The organism is Mycobacterium decipiens, assembly GCF_963853665.1.
GTDB lineage: Bacteria > Actinomycetota > Actinomycetes > Mycobacteriales > Mycobacteriaceae > Mycobacterium > Mycobacterium decipiens.
Genome location: NZ_OY970459.1, coordinates 4132097 through 4154175, shown reverse-complemented (window position 1 = coordinate 4154175; position 22079 = coordinate 4132097). Strand labels below are relative to the sequence as shown.

Here is a 22079-nt window from a genome sequence, read left to right as displayed (position 1 = left end):
GTGTGCGGCCACGTTGGAATGACGGTGCTGCTTTAGGCCCAACTGGAGCCGACAGCGCTGTCGGTTTGCGCCATGTTGCTGCCGGCCGCCTGCACCTTTTGGCCGTGGGCGTTGGCCTGCTCGTAGATCACCTGGAAGTTGCGGCCCAACTGGGTGATGAACTCCTGGCAGGCCACCGAACCGGCGCCGCCCCAAAAGTCACCAGCCGCAAGGACATCGCGAACGATGGCCTGGTGCTCGGCCTCCAACGATGCGGCCTGTGCCCGGATCATGGCACCGTGGGCGTCAACATCGCCGAACTGATAGTTGATGGTCATAGGTTTTGTCCTCCTGAGTTGAAGCTGTTGGGCAGCAGCGGTTTTCGCTGCTAGCTGCTGAGGATCTGCTGGGAGGCCTGCTCTTGCTGCTCGTAGTTGTTGGCGTCGCGGACCAGTCCGTCGCGCACCCCGTGCAGCATGTTCACGATGTTGCGGAATGCCTGATTCATCTGGGTCATGGTGTCCAGCGAGGTTGCCTCGGCCATGCCGCTCCAGCCCGCGCCCGAGATGTTCTGCGCGGACGCCCACATCCGGCGGGCCTCGTCTTCGACCGTCTGGGCGTGTACCTCAAAGCGGCCCGCCATGTCTCGCATCGCGTGCGGGTCGGTCATGAAGCGTGAGGTCATACTCCTGTCTCCTTATCTCGAAGTATTCACGTCGTTGACGTTGTAGCGGTTGTGATCGGCGCGGTGGTAGCCGCATTACGGATAGGTTACGACTAATCGGTTAATTGCTGGCCTCAAACGAGTGACATGTCCCCCCTTTTTCCCAATTACACGACGACCTGTTTTGGCATAACGATGGGTTTGAATCCGTACCGCGGTCCGGCGTAGGCGCCGGCACCCTTAGCGGCCGCGGCCATTCCCGGCATTCCTGCCACTCCGGTGACCGGCCCGGCCTCCTCGGCAGCGACGGTCCAACCGCTACCCTCCGCAGCCGTGGCGCCAACGGTTACCGCGGGGGTGGCCGACGACCAGCTGGCCGGCACCGACAGGCTGCCGACCAGGGCGGCCTCGCCCAAACTGGCGCCGAGGCCCGCCGGCGCGACGGCGTCGGCCAACCCCGCTCCCGCCGCGGCGGCCGCACCGGCCGCGCCCAGCGCACCCTCGGCGGCGCCCTCGACGACGGCCGCCGGCGCGGCGGCGCCCACGGTGTTTCCGAGGAATATCGCGGTGGGTATGGCGGCCATGACAAACCAGGCCGCGGTGTTGATGCTGCTGTTGACAATGTTCCCCACGAACGGAATCGCGAGAAACTCGTCGATGCTCTTCACCACTCCGGTCAGCCCGGTCGCATCGGCAAGTGATGTCACCGGGGAGGCGAGACCCATGATCGCGTTGGGCAGGCTGGTGATCAGGCTTTCCAGACCAACCTGCTGGGCGGTGCCGGCGGTGGCCGCTTGGCCCACCGCCGCGGCCTGGAGGGCCAGCCCGCCCGGGTTGGTGGTCTGCGCCGGTGTGGTCAGCGGGCTCAGCGTCCCGGCCGCCGCGGAGGAGGCGGCGTAGCCATACATCGCCATCGCGTCCTGCGCCCACATCTCGGCATAGAGGGCCTCGTTGGCCATGATTGCCGGGGTGTTCTGACCCAGGATGTTCGTCGCCACCAGTGCCGCCAGCATCGCCCTGTTGGCGGCGACCTCCGCCGGGGGCACCGTCATCGCAAACGCCGCTTCGTAGGCGGCCGCCGATGCCATGGCCTGCCCGCCCGCGTGCGCCGCGGATTCGGCGGTGTAGGCCAACCAGGCCAGATAGGGCTGGGCCGCGGCAACCATCGACAGCGACGCCGGACCCATCCAAGACTCGGTGGTCAGCCGGGTGATCACCGACTCGTAGGAGGTCGCTGTCGTGCTCAACTCGGCAGCCAGGCCGTTCCACGCCGCAGCGGCGGACAGCATCGGCGCCGGACCTGCGCCGGCGTACATCCGTGCGGAGTTGATCTCAGGGGGCAAAGCTCCGAAATCCATTGTTGTATCCCGTTCTTTAGAGTTCTATTGGCTGAATTTCGTTGTTGATTGGGCGACCGCGTCGGCGTCTGCTCCCTAGACCGTCGCCGGCTTGGGCATGACGATCGGTTTGACGCCGTAGCGCGGCGCACCGAAGCCGGCGCTGTTGCGTGCCGCCGTGGCCGCCCCCGGCATCCCGGCGGGAAGGAATGTTCCCGAGGCCCCGTGTGGTGCGGCGGCGGTCCAGCCCGCGCCCGATAGCGTGCTGGTGCTCGACACCAGGGTGGCCTGTCCGGCCCAGCTGGGTGGCACCGACAACATGCCGACCGCGGATGCCCCGCCCAGGCCGGCCGCGATCGGAGCGCCCAGGGCCGCCTCGGCTCCGATGGCCGCCTCGGCGGCCCCGAGCGCTCCCAGGCCGGCTCCCTCGGCCGCGGCCTCAGCGGCTTCCTCGGCGGGAAGTAGACCGCCGCCACAGAGGCCGATCAGGCAGGACGCGCCGGAGGCCCAGTTCCCGGCTCCGATGTTGGCAATGTTGGCAATGCCACCCGAGAACTCGTCCGGGATGACCGAGGCCGACGCGTCGATCAGGCCGCTGGCACCCGACATGAGGCCCGCGAAGGGCGAAGCGGCCGCGGTTGAGTTGAGCGACTCCGTTACGCCGTAGGTACCGGCGCTGAACCCCAGGGTGTTGACAAACATGTCGTGCATGGCCTGAGCTTCGGCGCTGACCTGCTGGTAGAAGGTGCCATACGCGGTGAAGAGGGCCGCCTGCAACGCGGATACTTCATCGAGGGCCGCCGGAGCGATGGCCGTGGTGGGCGCCGCCGCGGCAGCGTTCTGGGCTGCCATCGCTGCCCCGATGGTCCCGAGCTGTGCGGCCGCCGCCGTCAACTCTTCAGGCACTGTCGTTAGGAATGACATCCATTGCTCCTCGTGTGTGAACCTCGCCGACGCATTCACCGGGTGGACCCTGTGTGTTTACGTACGACTGCCTGTGGATTGGCGTAACGCTAACCAGCCGCGGCTCCACATTCGTGATCGAAAGACCTAGGACGCCCGACGTTTACGGCTTCTTAACGCTGTGGCCGACAGTTTTAACAAGCTGCTGGGGGCTGACATGGCGGTGTCACCTGGTGCCGGAATCGGCACCTTAAACAGGCGCGCGGCGCGCGGATCTTACTCGGATTGCGGCCCCTGCGCACCCCGCGTGTCGCGGTAGGGTTGGTGCACTGGATCGGGGGTCCAACCGCTACATTCGCCGCCGAGCCCCCATAGCCCAATTGGCAGAGGCAGCGGACTTAAAATCCGCCCAGTGTCGGTTCGAGTCCGACTGGGGGCACCGACAGGTTGCTGCTTTGCGAAGGCCCGGCATGTTGGGGGAGCTGCGTGTGTCTGAGCTGCGTTATCGGGCGGTGTTGGAGGCCCTGGATGCGGCGGTGATCGCCTGGCCGCACCCGGCGCTATCACGTAGGGCACGCCCCGCATCGGACGCAAACCCGCGCACTGGATACGCGTCGACCGTGACTACGAAACGAATCCGCATCGACACGCAAGCCATCTTCAACGATGGCGCCATTGAAACACCGCTAGCCGCTTGAGGATTCGGCACAAACCAGGGGCTTAACATCGCCAACAAATTGTCGGAAGTCGATCCTTAAGCGGCTAGGTTAGGAATGGGTTGAGTACCGGCGGGATGATTTGGTTGCCGGTCACGCCGGTGAACCGGATAAAGATCTGTGCGGGGATATTAACCGACTGGTAGATGCCGGCGCCGATCCATGAGACCGGCACCTGTAAGAAACTGGGCACCAAATCGACGATACTGTCTATCTGCTCGTACACCAGGTAGGGAATCGTGGCCACGATCGTCCGCGATGCCAGAGTCAGGTTGGTCGCGATATCGGGATAACCTTGTGCGGCGAAATCGGCGCTGAGCACGCTGTACAGGTTGGCGCCGGGATCAACATAGGTGCCATCAAAGCTGGGCGACGTCAGGGGCGCACCCTGCATATACGGCAGCGGCGCAATGCCGAATTGATCCATAATCGTCGGCGTCGTACTCACGGTCTGCCACGAGTTGTTGATAAACCCGTCCTGCATATCATTGCCGGCCTGATCGAAAATCAGGAATGTCGCTGTCTCCAGGGGAGATTGGAAGCCGTGAGTGATACCACCGAGCTGGGCGGGCCCTACTTGACCATGGTCGGTGACCACGAGCACGGTCCATTCCTCACCCATGTTGGCGGGGTTGGCCTCCCAGGTTGCTATCGCTCCCATCAGGCCGCCACCATTGGTTTGGGAGCCGAGGTTGTAGTCCATGTTCCGAAGCGCCAGCGCGTACTGCGGCGAATCACCGCCGTATTGATGCCCGACGTTATCGACACCTGCGAAGGACGCGAAGATGAGATTGCCTTTGTTGGGATCGGCGGCCAGAATTGCGGCCTGGGTCTTCTCGCCGACCAGATTCTGTGTCGCTATCCAGTCCGTGTCGCCCGCGACCTGCGGGACGAATTCGATGTTGTCGGCGGGATTCGAGCCGGCGCCGGCGATTCGGGTGTTGATGCCGCTAACGGTGCCCTCCCCGTTAGCGATGACCGTGGTGTTGACTTGGTCGCCATAGGTGTTCTCAAGGAAGTTGTACACCGTCGGCCATGTGTCATACGTCCACGGGGTGAAGACGTTGTTGGTCACCCCGGCCGTCTCGCTCGACACACCGGTCTGAATCGTCGTCCACGAGGGGTTGGAGATGGTGGTGTGCCCGACGATCGTCGACGCGGAGGTGACGCTTTGCGCCATCAGTTCGTGGAAGTTCGGGGTGCCACCCGGGTCGGCCAGGATTCTGCTCAGATTCGTGCCGTCGGTGCCGATCAACAGGAAATTCGCATCCGGTGTCGTCAAGATCAGCAGGGCGGCCTGCTCGGGAGTCGCCTGCATCACGTTTGCGTAATAAGTCCCGGCCGGGCCGGCCGCGCCCGGGGCGCCGAACAACGACAATGTGGCGCCGCCGATCCCACCGGTCCCAGCGGGGATGCTGCCTAAGCCGACACCCCCGGTGCCGCCGACCCCGCCATTGCCCAGCAACCACCCGCCCGTGCCGCCGGTGCCGCCGGTCCCGCCTCGGATACCGCCGGCCCCGCCGAGTCCACCATTACCGATCAACCCGGCATTGCCGCCGCGCCCTCCCATCTGACCCGGCCCACCTGACCCGCCCGTGCCGCCATTGCCCCACAGAATCCCGCCGTCCCCACCCGCTTGCCCAGTGCCGGGCACGCCGTTGGCCCCGTCACCAATCACCGGACGCCCCAACAAAAAGTTCGTCGGCGCATTGATCACACCCAAAACGTCGTCGGCCAGCGTCCCCAGCGGGTTGGCATTGGCCGCCTCCGCGGCCGCATACGCCCCGCTGGCGGCACTCAACGCCTGCACAAATCGCCCATGAAACGCCGCCACCTGCGCACTGACCGCCTGATATTCCTCGGCGTGACCGGAAAACAGCGAGGCAATCGCCGCAGATACTTCATCACCAGCAGCAGCCAGCAACGTGCCAGTCGGAGCCAACACCGCCAGGTTCGCCGCCCTGACCGAGGAGCCGATGGCCGCCACATCTGCCGTCGCGGTCATCAACAGGTCCGGTGCGGCTATCAGCTGCGCCATCGTGGTCCTCCCACCCGGCCACTGACCATCGGAAGATGAGACGATGCCCATAATTGCACGAGTCCGGCACGCCTTCGAGTAGTACGCCGAGTCGGCTGGCGGGGCACTGCACGCGGGCGTTGCCTCGCGAGTCGCGCCCAGCCCCGCCCTACACACGAATCCCCCGCTGGGCACCGCGCTCACGGTCGTCGCTTTTCCAAGGGGGGTGCAAGATCGACGTGATGCGCACCCGTATCTGGGCTCCCAGGCGCGCACCGGCCGGTCCGGGCGACTGAATCGCCCTGGTTCTCCAACGGTTCTGAACGTGGCACCCCAGCTTCGGACGAGACCGCTTGCGCGAGATCGCCCGTTGCTACCTCGAGGCCAACGGCCGGCTAGCCGTGGCCGGGTAATGGCGTTTGGTCGGCCAGCTGGTCTGCGTACCGGCTCTCGAATTCCCAGATCTTGGGAAACCCGATCATTTCAACGAAGTCGTCGAAGACACACATCGGGTCAGAGACTGGCTGTCCGAGCGCCAGGGCGCGATAGGTGCCGGTGAGGGCGTGGGCTGCGGCGAACAGCCCCGCCGTGGGATAGATAGCCGCGGCGAATCCCATTTTCTGTAGCTGCGCGGGCGCCAGGATCGGGGTGAGGCCGCCGTGCAGCTGATTGGACAGTAGGGGGACGTCAAACGCCGCACCGATTTTGCGCATCTGCTCTTCGGACTGCGGCGCCTCGATGAACAGGATGTCGGCGCCGGCATCGGCGTACGCCTCGCCGCGTCGCAAGGCCTCGTCGAGGCCCAGTGACGCCAGGGCGTCGGTGCGCGCGAGGATCAGAAATTCGTCGGACAAGCGTGCGTCCGAGGCGACTTTGATCTTGTTGACCATCTCCTGGGTGGGGATCACACGGCGGTTGGGGGTGTGGCCGCACTTCTTGGGGAAGTGCTGGTCTTCAAGCTGAATCACCGAGACGCCGGCGCGCTCGTAGCCGCGTACGGTGTGCGCGACGTTGAGCAGCCCGCCGTACCCAGTGTCGGCGTCGGCGATTAGCGGCTTGTCGACGGCCGCAGCGATCGCTTCGGCGCGGTCGAGCATGTCGGTGTAGGTGGCCAGGCCGGCGTCGGGCTGGCCCAGGTAGGAGGCCGACACTCCGTAGCCGGTCATGTAGATCGCCTGCGCGGTGGTGCGATCGGCGATCTTGGCTGAGACTAGATCGAAAACGCCTGGGGCGGTGATGAACTCACCGTCCTGCAGCATCGCTTTGACTGACCGGTTCGGTCCGGTGTTGTTCATGGCGGTTGTCTTTCGGTGTCTGGTTGGTTGTTCCGGACGCCACGATTCCCCACGCCGATTGATCAGTCCAATAAACTTTCTAATGTGTTTGATCAAGATCTCGAATGGTTGCGGGCGATCAGTCCGGAGCTGGCCATCGCCGTGACGGTCCTAGACGAGCAGCACGTCCGTCGCGCCGCCGAACGTCTGGCCATGCCGCAGCCGACGGTGAGCACCGTGATGCGCCGCCTCGCCGAGGCGATTGGTGCCCCGCTGGTGCAGCCTTCGGGACGCGGGATCGTCGCGACCGAAGCCGGTCGCGCATTCCTGCCCGCGGCGCGACAGGCGCTCAATCAGCTGCGCGCCGCCCGGCAAGATCTCCAGGAGGTCATCGATCCCGACCGAGGCCGCATCGCACTGGGTTTCGTGCATAGCCGCGGCCCCCGCGACGTACCGCGGCTGCTCGGCGCGTTTCTGTCCGCGTATCCCGACATCGCGTTCACGCTCAAACAGGGCGGGGCGCCCGCGATGCTCGACCAGCTGCGCGCCGGTGACCTCGATGTCGTGATCGTCGCGCCGTGTCCACCCACCGACAGTCAGCTGGAATCGCTTGTGCTGGGCGAAGAACAGCTCTACCTGACCGTCGCGTCCGACCACCACCTTGCTACCCAAACATCGGTTGACCTACGGGAAGCGGCTACCGAAACCTTCGTCGGGCTCACCGCCCAACACAGCCTCCGTCACGTGTTCGATTCCCTTTGCCAACAAGCCGGATTCGTCCCGCAACTGGCCCTCGAGGGCGAAGAGCACGAGACCCTGCGCGGGCTCGTGCAGGCCGGTTTGGGGGTCGCCGTGCTGCCCCGGGCGACACACCACTATCCAGGGCTGGTCGAAATCGCCCTGCGCGACCCCACAGCGCGCAGGCAAGTGGGAGCGGTATGGCACAAGGGACGCCGGCTGGCTCCGGCCGCCCGCCGTTTCCTAACGTTCCTCACCACCTCGGGAACCAAAGTGCTGCAAGGGGGCTGAGGCCTTGGGCGAGCAAGCAACTAGGATCGCTTTGCGATGAGTGCACCGCAGCTGCAACGCGTCGAGGTCGACGGCCTTACCCTCACCTTCCGTGAGCTTGGCAACGGGCCTGCGGTGCTCCTGCTCCACGGCTGGCCCACCTCGTCGTGGCTGTGGCGGGACGTGATGCCCCCGATCGCCCAGCGGAACCGGGTGATCGCGCTCGACCTGCCGGGGTTCGGTGGCTCGGCAAAGCCGCCCGATCAGCACTACGGCTTTCGCTTCTATGACGAAGTCCTCGACGGTTTTCTGGCGGAGCGCGGGGTGGGAAAGGTCGCCTTGGGGGTCCATGATCTCGGCGGTCCGGTCGGGGTGCACTGGGCGGTGCACAACCGCGAGCGCATCACGCATCTGGCGTTGCTCAACACCTTGCTCTACCCCGAACTCTCGTGGGCCGTCAAGGCGTTCGTCGCGCTCTGCACCCTTCCGCTTGCCCGCAGTTGGATCACCAGCCCACGCGGGATTCGATTTTCGATGCGACTCGGAGTCGAGGACAAGTCCCGCATGACCGGTGCGGCGCTCGAGCCCTACCAGGAACCGTTCCACGATTTGGCAGCTCGCAGAGCGCTGGCCGCGACAGCCAAAGGTCTCAGTGTTGGCGGCATGAAACGGATCGCAGCCGGCCTCCCACAGCTCAACGTCCCAGCGCGGATCATTTACGGGGCCGAGGACCGGATCCTGCCGGATGTCGCCAAAACGATGGAGCGCGCGTCGCGTGACCTCGGCGGCGCCGAGATCACCCGGCTCAGCGGTGTCGGGCACTTTTGCCAGGAGGAGCGCGGAGTCGAGATCGGTAACCTGCTAGCGGCGTTCTTCTCAGCCACCGAAGGCTGATTGGCGTCGCACGATGTTCGGCAGGTGATTCATGGAATCATCGGGTTGGCGGGGTTCATCGGGTTCATTGGGTTCAACGGGTTCATCGGATCCATCGGGCTCGCGGGGTTTATCGGGCTGTTAGGGCCGTATGGGCCGAGGTTGCAAACGGCATCCGCGTTTGCCATGCAATCCGAAGGGTTGAACGGGTTAATCGGGTCCGCGTTCGCCCGGACGGTCACAGCAAAGCCGGGTACGGCGATAAATGCACCTACTATCGCTACCTTCGCGAAACGGCGAGAGATACCACAACGCGTCGCCAACCTCATCAGAATTCCCCTTGTTTCTCTCGCGTCATCGATCGCGCGGTCTCCATCGTGGCAGGCCGCGGAGCCGCAGGCGCAAAAACGGCGTCCACGGCAGGGGTTCCGCGACACCGGGAGGATCCACCACCAAGGCTCGATGCTCGTAGCTCACACTAGCCGGATTGCCGCCTCTGCGGGGACATCCACGGCAAAGCGACAGCCAAAAGCCAGCGTTATCCCAACGTGTACCGATCGGGGGTCCGCAGGGGTACGAGTGTCCTTGCGGCCTTCCCCGCCAACGCCGACCTGCTGGCTCAGGGCGAGATCGCGCACCTCAGCGATACCGCCGAAGCAGTCACGCGGCGGATTTAGCCCGCCATTTGGATATGACCAATGTCAGGACAACATTGAACGCGGCGAGTCCCATTGCGACGAGTTCCCATCGGAATAGCGTGTTGCCGCCGTGCATGTGGTCGGTAGCCAACACCAGGAATATGGCTGTGGCTATCAATTGTCCTAAGGTGCCCCACATCGCTGTTCTGGTTTTGGATCGAGGTTGCGATTGGACCAGTCGGCGGACTGTCACGATCAGGGCAACGAGTATGAATGTGGCGCCAACTGTCGGTACTGCTAGTTGCATGCTCCCCTCCAATATCAGCCTATGGCACGCACTTCGCGAGACCGTGGATAGCGGTTGCCTGCCCAGCCGCCCAGCCCATGAGTCCGACCCAGAAGCTTGCCGTGAAGGTTTCGGGCGCGCCGACGGCACCTGCAAGGAGGGAAAGGTCCCCGCCCGCCATTGCGCCCAATGCCTTCATGATGTCAGCGGTGCCGCACAAATGTTGATCGGGATGTGCGGCCAGCCATTGCTGCCATTCCTGGGTTTGTTGGATCACTTTGATCCGATTTTCGATCTCAGTGATCGGCGGACCGGTCATTGGAGGGAGCGGCTTACCGTGGATTTGGAAGTTGATGAAGTCCTTCAGCGGCTGCGGCAGGTTAGGGGGTGTGCCGCCGTTTTGAGTGAAGTCGACCAACTGGACACCGGTATGGCCGGGTGGTCCCGAGAAACTGAGGGTGCCGACATCGCCAGCGGCGACGGTCAGCTGTTTCGAGACGTCGGTTTCTAGGCCCAGCAGTTGCGCGGCGCGATGGTTGATGTCACCGGCGAATGCTTGTGCCTGGGCTTGACGGGCGGCTTGTTCTGCGGCTGTCTCGCTGGTGCGGCTGTCGGTCACCGACAGGTCTTCGCCGACTTGGAATCCGTCGTTTTGGGCGTCTTCGACGCCGTACATGACCCGCCGCTGCGCTGCGCTGATATCGCTGGCCGCGGCCCGCGCAATTCTTGCGGCCTTCCGCAACCGGTTGGCATTCGTTGTCACGGTTGCCAGGTCACCGCTCGCCCGGGTGCGTAGCGCCTCACCGCCTTCACCTTCCCATGGGATGGAGTGGGCTTGGTTGCGCATCTGGGTGAAGATGTCTTCCCACTCGTCGGCAGTTTTCGTCCAGTAGTTGGCGGCGTTGACCAGATGCTCGATGTCCCACGCTTGCAGCTGCGACAGGGTTGGTGGCATCGCTACGCCAGCACCGTCGGTGGCGCGGCGGCCGCGAGTCTGTTGGCTCCGCTGGCGTCTTGGTTGGTGTACCCGGTGGCGGCTGTAGCGACCCCGGCTGCTGTGGCCCGGGTACGGGCCATGCACGCTGCCGCGCCGACCCCGATGACCGCGTCGATGGCACCGATAGCCGTGGTTGTGGGTTGAAACGGTTGCCCGGGAGGCGATGCCGTGCTGGTGAATCCGCTGCTCAGCCCCTGCCACTGGATGGCAGTCTGCCGGAGCTGCTCGGAAGCCACCTTGAGTTCGCTCGAGCCCATTGGCAGATTTTAGATCGACCTGCTCGTCAGCTGCCAATCACCGGCCCGCTGATGGTTCGCACGGCTTAGCCCTGAATGCAAGAAGGTGTAGATGAATCAATGTGCCACCGAACATCTTCCGTGAACAGCCGAGTTGCGCCACGACGGTATTCGACCATCCTGAGCTCAGCGCGGTGGGCAACAGCCGAGATCGCATTCTCCAAGCTCGTTGGCTGTGCCTCAAAAGTCCTGCCGCACTTCTGAAGTCGGCCGATGGGCCGCACCACTATCGCACCCGCCCGGTGCCCAGCGCCCGGCGCAGCCAGCCGTCCAGCTCTTCCGGCGCCCGGCCGCGCCAAGCCAGGTGCCCGTCGGGGCGGACCAGATAGCCGTCGTGCTGCGCCCCGTCGGATCGGCGCAGGACGGTGACCCGGTCGCCCAGGTGGGCGCGCGCGGTGTCGACCAGCGCCGGGTCGGCGCCGCAGAGCAGCAGCACCCAGTGTCCGCGAAGCTCGGCGTGCAGCCGGGTCGGCGCGGCGTCGAGCCGGCTGCAGGTCTGGTCGGGCACGCGGTCACCCGGGCGGGGTTTCGTTGTCGGAAGGGCCCTTTGGGCAAGGGGGCCGCGTCGGTAACTTACCCACAGTTGCGACGTCCGATAGGTCACCCAGCGTTGCACGGTCGGCAGTCGGAAAACCGGCGTGAGGACGCGGTCCCGCACGAACCGGCCGAGCCGTCCCCGCGCGACGTTGACCCTGGTGACCGCGCTGGTGCCGCGCAGCACCTCGGTGGCCAGTGGCCGCCGTTCGGCCTGGTAGGTGTCGAGCAGCGCGCCGTCGGCCTGGCCGCGGACCACCAACGCGAGCTTCCAGGCGAGGTTTTCGACGTCACCGAGCCCGGTCAGCATGCCCTGCCCGCCGAACGGCGCATGCGTATGGGCGGCGTCACCGGCAATCAGGACGCGTCCGCGCCGGTAGCTGTTGGCGAGCCGGCGGTGCACGCTGAACATCGACAGCCAATCGGCCTCGACGACCCGGACCTCGCGGCCGGTGCGCTCCGGCAGGATCCGCTGCAACCGGTCCAGGACTTCCCGCTCGGTCGGTTTGTCGCCGGACCGATCGGGGTCGTAGGCCATGATCCGCCACCACCCGTCGGGCATCGGCATCGCGCCGATCAGCCCCGCCGATGAAACCCAGCCGGTGGTGCCCGAGCGGTCCAGGTCCCAGTCCAGGCGCACGTCGGCCAGCAGGAACCGCTCGGTGAGCTTGACGCCGGGAAAGCCGATGCCGGCGAGGTGGCGGGTCAAGCTGGCGGCGCCGTCGCAGCCGACCAGCCAGCCGGCGTCCGCCTCTTGGCCGGTGCCGAGCCTCGCGACGACGCCGTCCGGGTGCTGGTGCAGGTCGACGAGCGGGGTGTCCCATTCGACGTGCCCGCCGAGCTCGGTGAGCCTGTCCCGCAGCGCCGCTTCGACTTTCGCCTGGGAGATGACCATCGGTGGCGCCGATGTCCGCAGGCCGGGATCCCCGAACCGCAACCGTAGCGCCGGTTTGCCGCCGAGGTATGTGGTGATCGACATCGCCCGCAGCGAGTGCTCGGGCAGGTCGCCGAGTGCGCCGAGCCGGTCGAGCACCTCGGAACCTCGAGCGTGCAGGAAGTTCGCCCGTGACGTCCGGGCGGGCGCGGCGGCCAGGTCGATGACCCGGACCCGCACGCCCTGCTGCAGCAGACCGCACGCCAGCCCGAGACCGGCCGGACCCGCCCCCACCACCAGCACGTCCACCTCCGCACCCAGCTCTCGGTGCATGCGCTAGGAGGCGCGGTCCGTCCAGCCCAGCCCGCGGCTGACGCCGTCGGCCGCCGCGATCGTCCGCTTGGCGATCTCTTCGAAATCGGAGGCCTCCAACCGGTAGGCCGGTCCGGATACGCTCAGTGCGGCGACGACCTGTCCGTTGCCGTCGCGCACCGGCGCGGCCACCGCGTTGAGACCGATCTCGAGTTCCTCACATGCGCTGGCCCAGCCCGCTTTTCGGGTCGCCGCAAGCTCGGCTTCCAGCGCGGCGATGGTGACGATGGTGTTGTCGGTGAAGCCGTCCAGGCTGGTGCCGATTCGCTCGCGTACCTCGTCGGCAGCCAGGCCGGCCAGCAATACCTTGCCGGCCGAAGTGGCATGCGCCGGGCAGCTCTGGCCCACCCAGCTCTGCAACGCGATCTCGGCGGTGCTGACCGCCTCGACGATGTTGACGGTCCGGTTCTCGTCGAGGATGGCCAAGTTGGCCGTCTCGCCCAGATCGGCGGCCAGCTTGTCGCAGGCATCCTGGCTCAGCTTGACCAGATCCAGGTGACCGCTGCGGGAGCGGGCCAGTCGCGACACCGCAATGCCGAGCTGGTACTTGCCGCGTTCGGAGAGCTGTTCGACATAACCGCGTGACTCCAGCGCCGTGATCAGCCGGGAAGCCGTCGACTTGTGCACGCCGAGCTCATCGGCGATCTCGGTGACCCCCCCTTTGCCCATTTCCGCCAAGAGCTCGAGCACCGTCAGGGCGCGGTCAACCGATTGAACCGTGGGGACGGTGTCCGGCTCGCCGGCTTGGGTATCTCCGTTGTGGCCTGTCCCCATGATGATCGACGATATACCGCTGCTCAGAGGCACCGCGCTCACCTCGGTGCGTCGGGCGTGCCGATCCGTGCGACCACCCACTGGTGGAACTCGGCGAGGTGATGCTCGGCGGGTACCAGAACGCCGCCCGCGCGGTAGGCACGCGAGGACATCGCCGGTTGGGTTCGCTGGCAGGCGGCGAAGTCCTGTTCGTTGACCCGATGGAATATTTCGACCGAATGCGACAGGTCACCGGCGGCCGCGACGTCAGCGGCGTAGAGCCAATCACATTCGACGATGGTGCGGTCGGCGGCGACCGGGAACATCCGGTGGCAGATGATGTGGTCGGGGAGCAGGTTGAGGAACACCGTCGGCTTCACCGTAATCGCGAAATAGCGGCGGTCCTGTTCCGGCCCGAGCCCGGGCAAAGTGGCGAAACCCGCGCGACCGTCGACGGTGAAGCCGGCTACACCCGAACCGAATTCGGCGCCGCGTCCCACCGAGCGCTGGGCGGCCTGGCCCCGGGCGAACTCCGGAACCAAACGGGTCAACTCGGGGTGGATAGTGGCGCAGTGATAGCACTCCATGAAGTTCTCGACGATCAACTTCCAGTTTGCCGCCACGTCGTAGCGGATCCGGCGGCCGACCTGCAGGGTGTCGATCCGGTAGCTATCGATGGCGCGCGGGTCCCCGAGGCGGTGGGTGACCGCGCCGACGACCTCATCCTCGAACGACGGCGGGTCGTCGGCCAGGCAGACCCAGGCGTAGCCCAGCCACTCCCGCAGCGCCACCTCGATCAAGCCATAGCGGTAGCGGTCGGCGCCCGCACCGTCGGACTCGGTGAACGAGCCGATGTTGGGGGCGGCGATCAACGCGCCGTCCAAACCGTAGGTCCACGAGTGGTACGGGCAGCGCAAGTTGCGGCGTACCTGGCCCTCGGATTCGGTACACAGCAGCGCGCCACGGTGCCGGCAGACGTTGAGGAAGGCCCGCAAGACCCGATCCCGGCCGCGCACCAGCAGCACGCTTTCCCGTCCCACCTGCACCGTCTTGAAATGCCCCGGCTCGGGCAGGTCGCCGGCGCGGACGACGCAAAACCACATGCTCTCGAACACCTGTTGTTGCTCGGCGGCGAAGACGGCGGCGCTGGTGTAGTAGGCGCCGCCCAGGGTCGGCAGCAGCGCCGGCCGTTGCTCGATGGCGGTCATACGGTCACCAACCTCTGCGGGTCGAACAACGAAATGGGGAGAGCGGTGCTGCCTTCGATGGCCAGGTCGGCAAGGATCTCACCGACCACGGGAACGAATTTGAAGCCGTGTCCGGAAAACCCGCACGCCACAGTGACTTCCGTGCATCCCGGGTGACGCGCGATCACGAAGTGCTGGTCGGGTGTGTTGGAGTACATGCAGGTCACCGCGTGCAGGCAGGTGCCCGAGAGCGCCGGCAGCAACTCGGCGACCCGTGCCGTCATCTCGCTGATCTCCCGCGCGTGCACCAGCCGGTCGATGGTGTCCGGTGTGCAGGCGATCCCGTTGCGGAAGAAGGCGACTTTCACACCACCGCGTGATCCGTCGATCGCCGGAAAGCCGTATATCTGTGCACCAGACGACTTCTCGGCGATAAAGATCGGGTGGTCTGCGAACCCTTGCGCACCGCCGACCGGGTCCAGCCAGTACATCACCTGACGTTCCACCGCGATCGGAACGCCCAACTGACCCAACAGCTGCGGCGCCCAGGCGCCGGGGCAGATCACCAACCGTGCGGCGGTGTAAGAGCCCCGGCCGGTTCTCACCCGAACGCCGGACGAGGTCTGGCGCCAGTCCAGCACTGGCTCGCCGAATTGCAGTGTGGCGCCTTGCCTTTCGGCGAGATCCAGATGCGCGCGCACTGTCAGCTCCGGGCGCGCGAACCCGGCCTTGGCTTCGTAGAGCGCAATATCGGCCGGGTGCGGAGTGAAGTTCGGGAACCGGGCGGTGATCTCGGGGGCGTCGAGCACCTCGTGGGGCAGACCCCACTGGCGGCTGGCGCGCAGGCTGCCGGATACGGTCAGGCAGTCCGGTGGCCCGATGAACAAGCCCCCGGTGATCCGGTAGACGTCGCGCTGGGCGTCGACGGCCAGCTTCTCCCACAGCTCGTAGGCCCGCAGCAGCAGCGGCACATAGCCGGGGTCCTCGAAATAGGACTGCCGGATGATCCGCGATCCGCCGTGGCTGGATCCCTTGTCGTGGGCCGGCTGGTGGCGCTCCAGGCCGAGCACTCGGTGTCCCCGGGCGGCCAGATGGTAGGCGGCCGCACTGCCCATACCGCCCAGTCCAACCACGATGACGTCGTAACCCGTTGTGCTGCCGGTCATGTCGATCTACCTCCGGATCCGGGCCAGCTCGGGGTCGACCACTGTTTGCCGGTGGACGGTCGCGGTATGACGTTGGCCGCGGTGATCGACGGTGACGGTGTCACCGATGGACGAATCGGCCGGCAGCCACGCGTAGGCGATGGTGCGGCCGAGGGTAGGCGAGTATCCAGCGCTGGTAACGAAGCCGATGCAGGCGTCCCCGGCGAGCACCGGTTCCTTGCCGAGTGCGACGGCAGTGGGGTCGTCGAAGACCACGGATTGCAGGATCTTTCGCGGTGTCGCATCCCGCAGGGCGGCCTTGCCGATGAAATCGCCTTTGGACATCCGCACCGCAAAGTCGAGACCGGCTTCAATCGGGCGATCCTCGGCGGTCATGTCGATACCCCAGGCGCGATAGCCCTTTTCCATGCGCAGGCTGTTGAATGCGATACGCCCGGCGGCGATGGCCTCGTGGTCCCTGCCCGCGGCCCACAGCAGATCCCACAGCGCTGCGCCGTAGCTTGCCTCGGTGTAGATCTCCCAACCCAGCTCGCCGACATAGGATACCCGCAGCATCGTGACCGGGATGGCGTCCAGATAGGTCCGCAGCAAGCGGAAGTACGGAAAGGCGGTATGCGACAAGTTGTCTCGGCACAACGGCTGCACGAGATCACGCGCGGCGGGCCCCCACAGCCCGATGCAGCAGCTGCCGCCGGTGATGTCACGCAGCGTGACGCTGCCGTTCGCCGGCAGATGACGGGTCAGCCAGTCGAAGTCCTGCGGACCGTTCGCGCCGACCTGGAATCGGGTCTCATCGAGCCTGGCGACGGTGAGATCGCTTCGGATGCCGCCGGTCTGATCGAGCATCAGGGTGTAGGTGACCGATCCCACGCCCTTGTCGACGTCGTTGGTGGTGAGCCGCTGCAGGAAGTCGGCGGCACCGGCACCGCTGATCTCGTAGCGGGTCAGCGGTGTCATGTCGTACAGCGCGACCTGCTCGCGGGTCCACCGCGCCTCGGCAATCGCGACGGGCGACCAGTACCGCGCGGTCCAGGCGTCGCGTTCGGGAAATGCCACACCCTGGGCGGCGAGCCGGCCAACCAATCCGGCGTTGGCCTCGAACCACGCGGGTCGTTCCCAACCGCCGCCCTCGTAGAAGTAGGCGCCCAGCTCGAGCTGGCGGTGGTGAAACGGGCTGGTGCGCAAGCCGCGCAGCGCGCTGCGGTACTGGTAGGGGTGAATGATGTCGTAGACCTCCACGAAGGCCTGCGCGCAGGTCTGGTCGATGAACCGTGGGCTGCGCGCGAACTTCTCGAACCGGTAGAGGTCGCATTCATGGACGTCAACCGATGGGGTGCCGTCGACGATCCACTCCGCGACGGCCTTGGCCACCCCGGCCGAATGGGTCACCCAGACCGCTTCGGCGACCCAGAACCCGCGCAGCTGCGCGTGTTCGCCGAGCAGTGCGAAGCCGTCGGGAGTAAACGAGAAGATGCCGTTGAAACCCTCCTCGACCTTGCTGTCCCCCAGTGCTGGCAGCAGCCGTACGGATTCGCGCCAGGCCGGCTCGAAATCCTGCTCGGTGAACGGAAGCATCGACGGCATCGGCTCGTCGGCGGTGTCGGCGAGCAATGTGGACAGGTCGACGGGCATCGGCTGGTGTCCGTAGTATCCGATACCCAACCGGTCGACATGCTCGCGGAAGTACAGATCGGCGTCCTGGTGCCGCAGGATCGGCAGGCTCGCGTCGTCGCGTTCGGTGTTGCGGCCCACCAGCGGTGCGACCTGTCCGGTCCGGGCGTACTGGTGTGCCATCGGCACCAGCGGCAGGACCAACCCGACCCGGTTGGCCAGCTGCGCCCCCCAGAATCCGGCCGCGCACACCACGATGTCGGCGGCGATCACGCCGCGGCTGGTACGAACGCCGCCGACCCGGCCACCGCGGTCCACCACGTCGAGCACTTCGGTCTCGGGTAGCAAGATCGCTCCCCGCGCCACCGCGCGCTGCGCCTGGGCTGCTGCCGCGCGCACGGCCGAGGCGAGCCCGTCCGTCGGGGTGTAAAAGCCACCCAGGATGGCGTGGCGATCCAGCAGCGGGTGCAGTTCGAGGCACTCCGCCGGGCCCAGCAGCCGCGCCGGTATTCCCCAGGCCTGCGCCCAACCCGCCTTGCGATGCAGGTCCGCCCAGCGTTCGGTGGTGCTGGCGACCTCGAGTCCGCCGACGCGGTTGAAGACCCGTCCGTCGGGATGCTCCAACGTGGAGAGCTTTTCCACGGTGTAGCGCGCGAACGCGCTCATCGTTTTCGACTGATTCGTCGTAAACACCAGGCCAGGAGCGTGCGACGTGGACCCGCCGGTGACGAACAACGGGCCGCGATCCACCAGGGTGACATCGGTGCAGCCCCGTTCGGTGAGTTCATCGGCCAGCGAGGTGCCGACGATGCCGGCGCCCACGATGACGACCTTCGGTCCCATAGCCGCCCACCTCAATGTTTCGTATTACAAAACATGTTCCGTAATACGCAACATAGTGAGGCGCGCCGAGGCCGGTGTCAAGCGGACACGTCGAGTCCGACTGGGCCCGCTCCGCCATACACTGACCCATCGTGGGCATGCTCTTTGGCCTTGCGCCGTGGATCGTCTATTGGCTGCTTGTCGGCAACGTGCCTGTCACCGTCGCCGCGTTGGTCGCGCTAGCGATTGCCGTCGCCATGTCTGTCTTCGTGCGGGGCACCGGCAACCCTGGTCCGGTGCTTGAAATCGGCTCCGTTGCAACGTTTTTGGTGCTGACAGTGCTGGCATTTGCGTCCAGCGAGTCGTTTCGGCAGCGGTGGCTGCAGCCGCTTAGCATCGCTGCGATATTCCTGGTGATGCTGGTCAGCGTGGCGATCGGCAAGCCGTTCGTGCGCAAGTTCGCGGCGGCAGAACAGGCTGCCGACGTGGTGAAGACCGAGCTGTTCGACCGGATCGCCAGGGTGCTGACCTGGATCTGGGTCGCGGTGTTTGCCGGTATGACGGTGTCATCGGCGATCCCGCCGATGGTGGCGGCCAACGCAACGATTCTCGACACGAAAGCCCCGCTGTGTTTCCTCTGTTATTGGGTCATTCCGTTTGCACTGTTCGGCGTGGCGGTCCTGGTTTCGCGTTTCCTGCCCGAGGTGATGCTTGCCGGGATCGACGACGTCGTCCGCAGAACCTCGTTCGTCGCCTACGACGAGGCCACGATCGACGAGCTGTATTACCTCGCCCAGGAACACGCCAATCGTGAGGTCGGCCCGGGCAAGGAGGCCTACAACGTGAAGGTCGGCGGAATGGGCACTCCACTGACGGGCGACGAGTCGCGGAAGTCGTGGCCCTCGACCTACAAGGTGCGCGACCGGCGGCACTGACCGGAAGCCGGAGGTGGCGATACGTTGGTTCGAGCGGGGCGTCTCCCGTCGGGCCACCTGCGCCCCGCCTGTTGCCGTGGCCGGACAAGGAGCAACGCGATGAGCGTGGACTACCCCCAGATGGCTGCCACCCGGGGCAGGATCGAGCCCGCACCGCGGCGAGTGCGCGGCTATCTCGGACATGTGCTCGTCTTCGACACCACCGCGGCGCGCTATGTCTGGGAGGTGCCCTATTACCCGCAGTACTACATCCCGCTGGCGGATGTCCGCCGGGAGTTTCTGCGCGACGAGAATCACCCGCAACGGGTCCAGTTGGGCCCGTCGCGGCTGCACTCCTTGATAGGCGCGGGTCAGATCCACCGATCGGCGGCGCGGGTATTCGACGTCGACGGCGACAGCCCTGTCGCGGGCACCGTGCGTTTCAACTGGGATCCGCTGCGGTGGTTCGAGGAGGACGAGCAGATCTACGTCCATCCGCGCAATCCCTATTCGCGGGCCGACGCGTTGCGCTCACACCGACACGTCCGTGTCGAGCTCGACGGCACCCTGCTCGCCGACACCCGATCACCGGTTCTGCTATTCGAAACCGGGCTACCCACAAGGTATTACATCGATCCGGCCGACATCGCTTTCGAGCATCTGGAGCCCACCTCGACGCAGACATGGTGCCCGTACAAAGGAACGACGTCGGGCTACTGGTCGGTGCGCGTGGGCGACGCCGTACATCGCGACCTCGCCTGGACGTATCACTATCCACTGCCCGCCGTCGCCCCGATCGCCGGCCTGGTGGCGTTTTACAACGAGAAGGTCGACATGATCATCGAGGGTGCCGCCCTGTCCCGGCCGCAGACCCAATTCAGCTAGATTTCCCGAAGAATCCGAGGTCAGAACGGCGGTGGGTCGTCGTCGGTGTGGGGTGGGGTGGGTCCGGTGCTGGGCTCGCGGTGCGGGGCGTGGTGGTGTTGACGGCGTTCGGTGGTGCTGCGGTGGGCGCGGTCTTGGGTGCGGCTGCGGTGGCGTTTGGGCATCATGGCGGTGCGCTCGGCGCGGTGGTCGGGTGGGGGGTCGGCTTCCGGTGATGGCATGGCGCCCACAGCGCGGCTGGCTTCGGCTGGCCGACCTACTTGGGCAACATCGAACGCAAACGTTTCAACAACATGCGACCTTAGCCTGCGGGGGTGAATTGCCTGCCGATCCGTTTGGCGCCATCGCGGCGGACTTGGCGAAATGACCCGGGGCACGAGTACTCGCCCGCAATGTGATATTCCCCTCCTTTTGTCTGCGATTATGAGAACTTCTTATTTGTCGGCCGTGCAAGATATGCATCAAGTGTTAGCGACTGTCAATAAAACGCAGGGACAATTGCTTTCTCTGATTTGCCACAGAACCGGCGACGTAACGCTTGATAATCACATTCTGAGTGAAACATAAGTCTGTCCCGTGACGTGGGTAACAGCGTTCAATTCGAGATCTTTTGGGTCAGAATGTGACCGCTAGACTGCATTTCAGCCCAGTGCGAATCAGCGTCTTTTGGTGCTGGAATGCGGTTAATCCCGGGCAGGCGGTGCCGACATGACCCGCGACGAAGCAGACCGAAGGGATGAGGAGGAGCGGCGCTGATGACGGAAGTGAACGAACTTGTCCGGGTTTTGCAGTTCGGCACCACATCGGCGGTGGTCAGGATTGCCGTGCAGAACGGTCCGATCAGCGGCATCGACATCAGCCCCGACGGCAACCTCCTGTTGGTGACGAACTACGGCAGCGACACTGTCTCGATCATTGACACCGACACCTGCCGGGTCACCCAGACGGTCACCGGTGTCAATGAACCGTTCGCGGTGACCATGGGCAATGCTGAAGCCAACCGCGCATACGTCAGCACCGTGTCATCCGCCTATGACGCGATCGCCGTGATCGACGTGCCCACCAACGCCGTAATCGCCACCCATCCGCTGGCGCTCAGTGTGAGCGACCTGGCCGTCAGCCCGGACGGAAAGTACCTATACGTGAGCCGAAACGGCGTTGGCGGTGCCGACGTCGCGGCGCTGGACACAACGACGGTCGAGCTGATCGATGTCGCTGACCTTGCCATGGAGCCAGGCACCGTCACGGAATGCGTGCGCGTCAGTCCCGACGGAAGTCGGTTGTATGTCGGTACCAACCGGCCATCCGGCGGCCGGCTCGTCGTGATCGCGACCCGCGCGCACGCCGACGATGCGGTGCGCACCGGGGGCCTCTCGCGCTGGCGCCGGAAGACCTCCAAATCCCGGGCCAAACAGGCGCCGACGGCTCTGCGCGTGGTGGACACCATCGAGATCGGGGCATCCGTACGCGACGTCGCGGTCAGCCCCGACGGCGCCGTCGCGTACGTCGCCAGCTGCGGCTCCGACTTCGGTGCAGTGGTCGACGTCATCGACACCCGCACCAACAAGATCACCAGCTCGCGCAGTATCGGAGAGATCGGTGGGCTGGTCACCCGGGTGACCATCAGCAACGACGGAGCTCGCGCCTACCTGGTCAGCGAGGATCGTGTCACCGTGCTGTGCACCCGCACGCGCGACGTCATCGGCACCATCCGGACCAACCGGCCGTCATGCGTGGTCGAGAGCCCGAACGGAAAACACCTATACATCGCCGACTACTCCGGCACGGTCACCATGACACCGGTGCGTTCGACCGAGGTGTCCGACATCGAGCAGCCGAGGCTACCGGGCCAAACGTCTATCGAGCGCTTCCTGCCTGAGCTGCTGCAGTACGAACCGGCTTCGGCCTAACCGGTCGGGTCGTCTTTCTGGGGGACCCGTTTCTCATGACTTCGCGCGGCGATAGCATTCGCC

Annotated in this window: 22 protein-coding genes and 1 tRNA gene; 7 read left to right on the top strand and 16 right to left on the bottom strand. The window is 65.6% G+C overall.

Translation table 11 applies throughout. The annotated features are described in order from the left end of the window. Positions 1 to 32: 32 nt before the first annotated feature. The 4 genes from esxN to AADZ55_RS18325 all read right to left on the bottom strand — a co-directional run bounded on the left by esxN (position 33) and on the right by AADZ55_RS18325 (position 2904). A complete protein-coding gene (gene esxN, locus AADZ55_RS18340; RefSeq protein WP_085325342.1) occupies positions 33 to 317 on the bottom strand; it encodes an effector in 285 nt (94 codons plus the stop codon). A 50-nt stretch (positions 318 to 367) separates the two neighbouring features. Next, entirely contained in the window at positions 368 to 664 is a 297-nt protein-coding gene (gene esxW, locus AADZ55_RS18335; protein WP_003899603.1) for a type VII secretion system protein EsxW, read from the bottom strand. 146 nt (positions 665 to 810) lie between these two features. Further along, on the bottom strand, positions 811 to 2001 hold the full coding sequence (locus tag AADZ55_RS18330) for a PPE family protein (protein WP_085325343.1): 1191 nt from the start codon (positions 1999 to 2001) through the stop codon (positions 811 to 813). A 75-nt stretch (positions 2002 to 2076) separates the two neighbouring features. After that, the gene (locus tag AADZ55_RS18325) at positions 2077 to 2904 is read right to left on the bottom strand and encodes a PPE family protein, SVP subgroup (RefSeq protein WP_085325344.1); all 828 of its coding nucleotides are present in this window, start codon (positions 2902 to 2904) and stop codon (positions 2077 to 2079) included. Positions 2905 to 3248: 344 nt separating this feature from the next. On the opposite strand from AADZ55_RS18325, the gene AADZ55_RS18320 reads away from it, so the two are divergent. Both AADZ55_RS18320 and AADZ55_RS18315 read left to right on the top strand, forming a co-directional pair. Further along, a tRNA-Leu gene (locus tag AADZ55_RS18320) sits at positions 3249 to 3322 on the top strand. Between the two features lie 49 nt (positions 3323 to 3371). Continuing rightward, a complete protein-coding gene (locus AADZ55_RS18315) occupies positions 3372 to 3581 on the top strand; it encodes a hypothetical protein (protein WP_133056424.1) in 210 nt (69 codons plus the stop codon). Between the two features lie 64 nt (positions 3582 to 3645). Here AADZ55_RS18315 and AADZ55_RS18310 read toward each other — a convergent pair whose 3' ends face one another. Then, entirely contained in the window at positions 3646 to 5637 is a 1992-nt protein-coding gene (locus AADZ55_RS18310) for a PE domain-containing protein (protein ID WP_341286225.1), read from the bottom strand. Between the two features lie 374 nt (positions 5638 to 6011). Beyond that, positions 6012 to 6911 (bottom strand): isocitrate lyase/PEP mutase family protein, encoded by a 900-nt coding sequence (locus tag AADZ55_RS18305; protein WP_085327403.1) that lies wholly within the window; start codon positions 6909 to 6911, stop codon positions 6012 to 6014. 84 nt (positions 6912 to 6995) lie between these two features. On the opposite strand from AADZ55_RS18305, the gene AADZ55_RS18300 reads away from it, so the two are divergent. Together AADZ55_RS18300 and AADZ55_RS18295 are read left to right on the top strand one after the other, a co-directional pair. Next, positions 6996 to 7919: a LysR family transcriptional regulator gene (locus tag AADZ55_RS18300; RefSeq protein ID WP_165759464.1), complete on the top strand. Its 924-nt coding sequence runs from the start codon at positions 6996 to 6998 to the stop codon at positions 7917 to 7919. Between the two features lie 36 nt (positions 7920 to 7955). Further along, positions 7956 to 8792: an alpha/beta fold hydrolase gene (locus AADZ55_RS18295; RefSeq protein ID WP_085327401.1), complete on the top strand. Its 837-nt coding sequence runs from the start codon at positions 7956 to 7958 to the stop codon at positions 8790 to 8792. 29 nt (positions 8793 to 8821) lie between these two features. Here the strand turns inward: AADZ55_RS18295 and AADZ55_RS23610 are convergent, their stop codons facing one another. The 9 genes from AADZ55_RS23610 to AADZ55_RS18255 all read right to left on the bottom strand — a co-directional run bounded on the left by AADZ55_RS23610 (position 8822) and on the right by AADZ55_RS18255 (position 18328). Beyond that, the gene (locus AADZ55_RS23610; protein ID WP_423202326.1) at positions 8822 to 9100 is read right to left on the bottom strand and encodes a hypothetical protein; all 279 of its coding nucleotides are present in this window, start codon (positions 9098 to 9100) and stop codon (positions 8822 to 8824) included. A gap of 331 nt (positions 9101 to 9431) precedes the next feature. Next, the gene (locus AADZ55_RS18290) at positions 9432 to 9587 is read right to left on the bottom strand and encodes a hypothetical protein (protein WP_165759463.1); all 156 of its coding nucleotides are present in this window, start codon (positions 9585 to 9587) and stop codon (positions 9432 to 9434) included. A 148-nt stretch (positions 9588 to 9735) separates the two neighbouring features. Further along, a complete protein-coding gene (locus AADZ55_RS18285; protein WP_085327400.1) occupies positions 9736 to 10650 on the bottom strand; it encodes a hypothetical protein in 915 nt (304 codons plus the stop codon). A gap of 2 nt (positions 10651 to 10652) precedes the next feature. Continuing rightward, positions 10653 to 10949: a hypothetical protein gene (locus AADZ55_RS18280; protein WP_085327399.1), complete on the bottom strand. Its 297-nt coding sequence runs from the start codon at positions 10947 to 10949 to the stop codon at positions 10653 to 10655. A 265-nt stretch (positions 10950 to 11214) separates the two neighbouring features. Beyond that, positions 11215 to 12729, bottom strand: a complete 1515-nt coding sequence (locus AADZ55_RS18275) for an FAD-dependent monooxygenase (protein ID WP_085327398.1) — start codon at positions 12727 to 12729, stop codon at positions 11215 to 11217. A 3-nt stretch (positions 12730 to 12732) separates the two neighbouring features. After that, positions 12733 to 13542, bottom strand: a complete 810-nt coding sequence (locus AADZ55_RS18270) for an IclR family transcriptional regulator (protein WP_165759462.1) — start codon at positions 13540 to 13542, stop codon at positions 12733 to 12735. Between the two features lie 38 nt (positions 13543 to 13580). After that, positions 13581 to 14729 (bottom strand): aromatic ring-hydroxylating oxygenase subunit alpha, encoded by a 1149-nt coding sequence (locus AADZ55_RS18265; protein ID WP_085327397.1) that lies wholly within the window; start codon positions 14727 to 14729, stop codon positions 13581 to 13583. Continuing rightward, the gene (gene solA, locus AADZ55_RS18260) at positions 14726 to 15874 is read right to left on the bottom strand and encodes an N-methyl-L-tryptophan oxidase (RefSeq protein ID WP_085327396.1); all 1149 of its coding nucleotides are present in this window, start codon (positions 15872 to 15874) and stop codon (positions 14726 to 14728) included. Before solA ends, AADZ55_RS18265 begins: the two co-directional genes overlap by 4 nt. A gap of 6 nt (positions 15875 to 15880) precedes the next feature. After that, positions 15881 to 18328, bottom strand: coding sequence for a GcvT family protein (locus tag AADZ55_RS18255; protein WP_085327395.1), 2448 nt, complete (start codon positions 18326 to 18328; stop codon positions 15881 to 15883). Between the two features lie 131 nt (positions 18329 to 18459). Here AADZ55_RS18255 and AADZ55_RS18250 point away from each other — a divergent pair, with 131 nt between their 5' ends. Beyond that, entirely contained in the window at positions 18460 to 19242 is a 783-nt protein-coding gene (locus tag AADZ55_RS18250) for a hypothetical protein (protein WP_085327394.1), read from the top strand. A gap of 99 nt (positions 19243 to 19341) precedes the next feature. Further along, positions 19342 to 20106, top strand: a complete 765-nt coding sequence (locus tag AADZ55_RS18245; protein WP_085327393.1) for a DUF427 domain-containing protein — start codon at positions 19342 to 19344, stop codon at positions 20104 to 20106. A 20-nt stretch (positions 20107 to 20126) separates the two neighbouring features. Here the strand turns inward: AADZ55_RS18245 and AADZ55_RS18240 are convergent, their stop codons facing one another. Next, on the bottom strand, positions 20127 to 20327 hold the full coding sequence (locus AADZ55_RS18240) for a hypothetical protein (RefSeq protein ID WP_133056462.1): 201 nt from the start codon (positions 20325 to 20327) through the stop codon (positions 20127 to 20129). 534 nt (positions 20328 to 20861) lie between these two features. Here AADZ55_RS18240 and AADZ55_RS18235 point away from each other — a divergent pair. Then, positions 20862 to 22016, top strand: a complete 1155-nt coding sequence (locus AADZ55_RS18235) for a YncE family protein (RefSeq protein WP_085327392.1) — start codon at positions 20862 to 20864, stop codon at positions 22014 to 22016. Positions 22017 to 22079 lie beyond the last annotated feature (63 nt).

Excerpts from the sequence above, each read along its gene's own strand:
- solA (WP_085327396.1), bottom strand. The coding sequence starts at position 15,874 with ATGACCGGCAGCACAACGGGTTACGACGTCATCGTGGTTGGACTGGGC.
- AADZ55_RS18295 (WP_085327401.1), top strand. The coding sequence starts at position 7,956 with ATGAGTGCACCGCAGCTGCAACGCGTCGAGGTCGACGGCCTTACCCTC.
- AADZ55_RS18325 (WP_085325344.1), bottom strand. The coding sequence starts at position 2,904 with ATGTCATTCCTAACGACAGTGCCTGAAGAGTTGACGGCGGCGGCCGCA.
- AADZ55_RS18305 (WP_085327403.1), bottom strand. The coding sequence starts at position 6,911 with ATGAACAACACCGGACCGAACCGGTCAGTCAAAGCGATGCTGCAGGAC.
- AADZ55_RS18285 (WP_085327400.1), bottom strand. The coding sequence starts at position 10,650 with ATGCCACCAACCCTGTCGCAGCTGCAAGCGTGGGACATCGAGCATCTG.
- AADZ55_RS18240 (WP_133056462.1), bottom strand. The coding sequence starts at position 20,327 with ATGCCATCACCGGAAGCCGACCCCCCACCCGACCACCGCGCCGAGCGC.
- AADZ55_RS18280 (WP_085327399.1), bottom strand. The coding sequence starts at position 10,949 with ATGGGCTCGAGCGAACTCAAGGTGGCTTCCGAGCAGCTCCGGCAGACT.
- esxN (WP_085325342.1), bottom strand. The coding sequence starts at position 317 with ATGACCATCAACTATCAGTTCGGCGATGTTGACGCCCACGGTGCCATG.
- AADZ55_RS18275 (WP_085327398.1), bottom strand. The coding sequence starts at position 12,729 with ATGCACCGAGAGCTGGGTGCGGAGGTGGACGTGCTGGTGGTGGGGGCG.
- esxW (WP_003899603.1), bottom strand. The coding sequence starts at position 664 with ATGACCTCACGCTTCATGACCGACCCGCACGCGATGCGAGACATGGCG.
- AADZ55_RS23610 (WP_423202326.1), bottom strand. The coding sequence starts at position 9,100 with ATGAGGTTGGCGACGCGTTGTGGTATCTCTCGCCGTTTCGCGAAGGTA.
- AADZ55_RS18270 (WP_165759462.1), bottom strand. The coding sequence starts at position 13,542 with ATGGGGACAGGCCACAACGGAGATACCCAAGCCGGCGAGCCGGACACC.
- AADZ55_RS18255 (WP_085327395.1), bottom strand. The coding sequence starts at position 18,328 with ATGGGACCGAAGGTCGTCATCGTGGGCGCCGGCATCGTCGGCACCTCG.
- AADZ55_RS18265 (WP_085327397.1), bottom strand. The coding sequence starts at position 14,729 with ATGACCGCCATCGAGCAACGGCCGGCGCTGCTGCCGACCCTGGGCGGC.
- AADZ55_RS18310 (WP_341286225.1), bottom strand. The coding sequence starts at position 5,637 with ATGGCGCAGCTGATAGCCGCACCGGACCTGTTGATGACCGCGACGGCA.
- AADZ55_RS18330 (WP_085325343.1), bottom strand. The coding sequence starts at position 2,001 with ATGGATTTCGGAGCTTTGCCCCCTGAGATCAACTCCGCACGGATGTAC.
- AADZ55_RS18245 (WP_085327393.1), top strand. The coding sequence starts at position 19,342 with ATGAGCGTGGACTACCCCCAGATGGCTGCCACCCGGGGCAGGATCGAG.
- AADZ55_RS18235 (WP_085327392.1), top strand. The coding sequence starts at position 20,862 with ATGACGGAAGTGAACGAACTTGTCCGGGTTTTGCAGTTCGGCACCACA.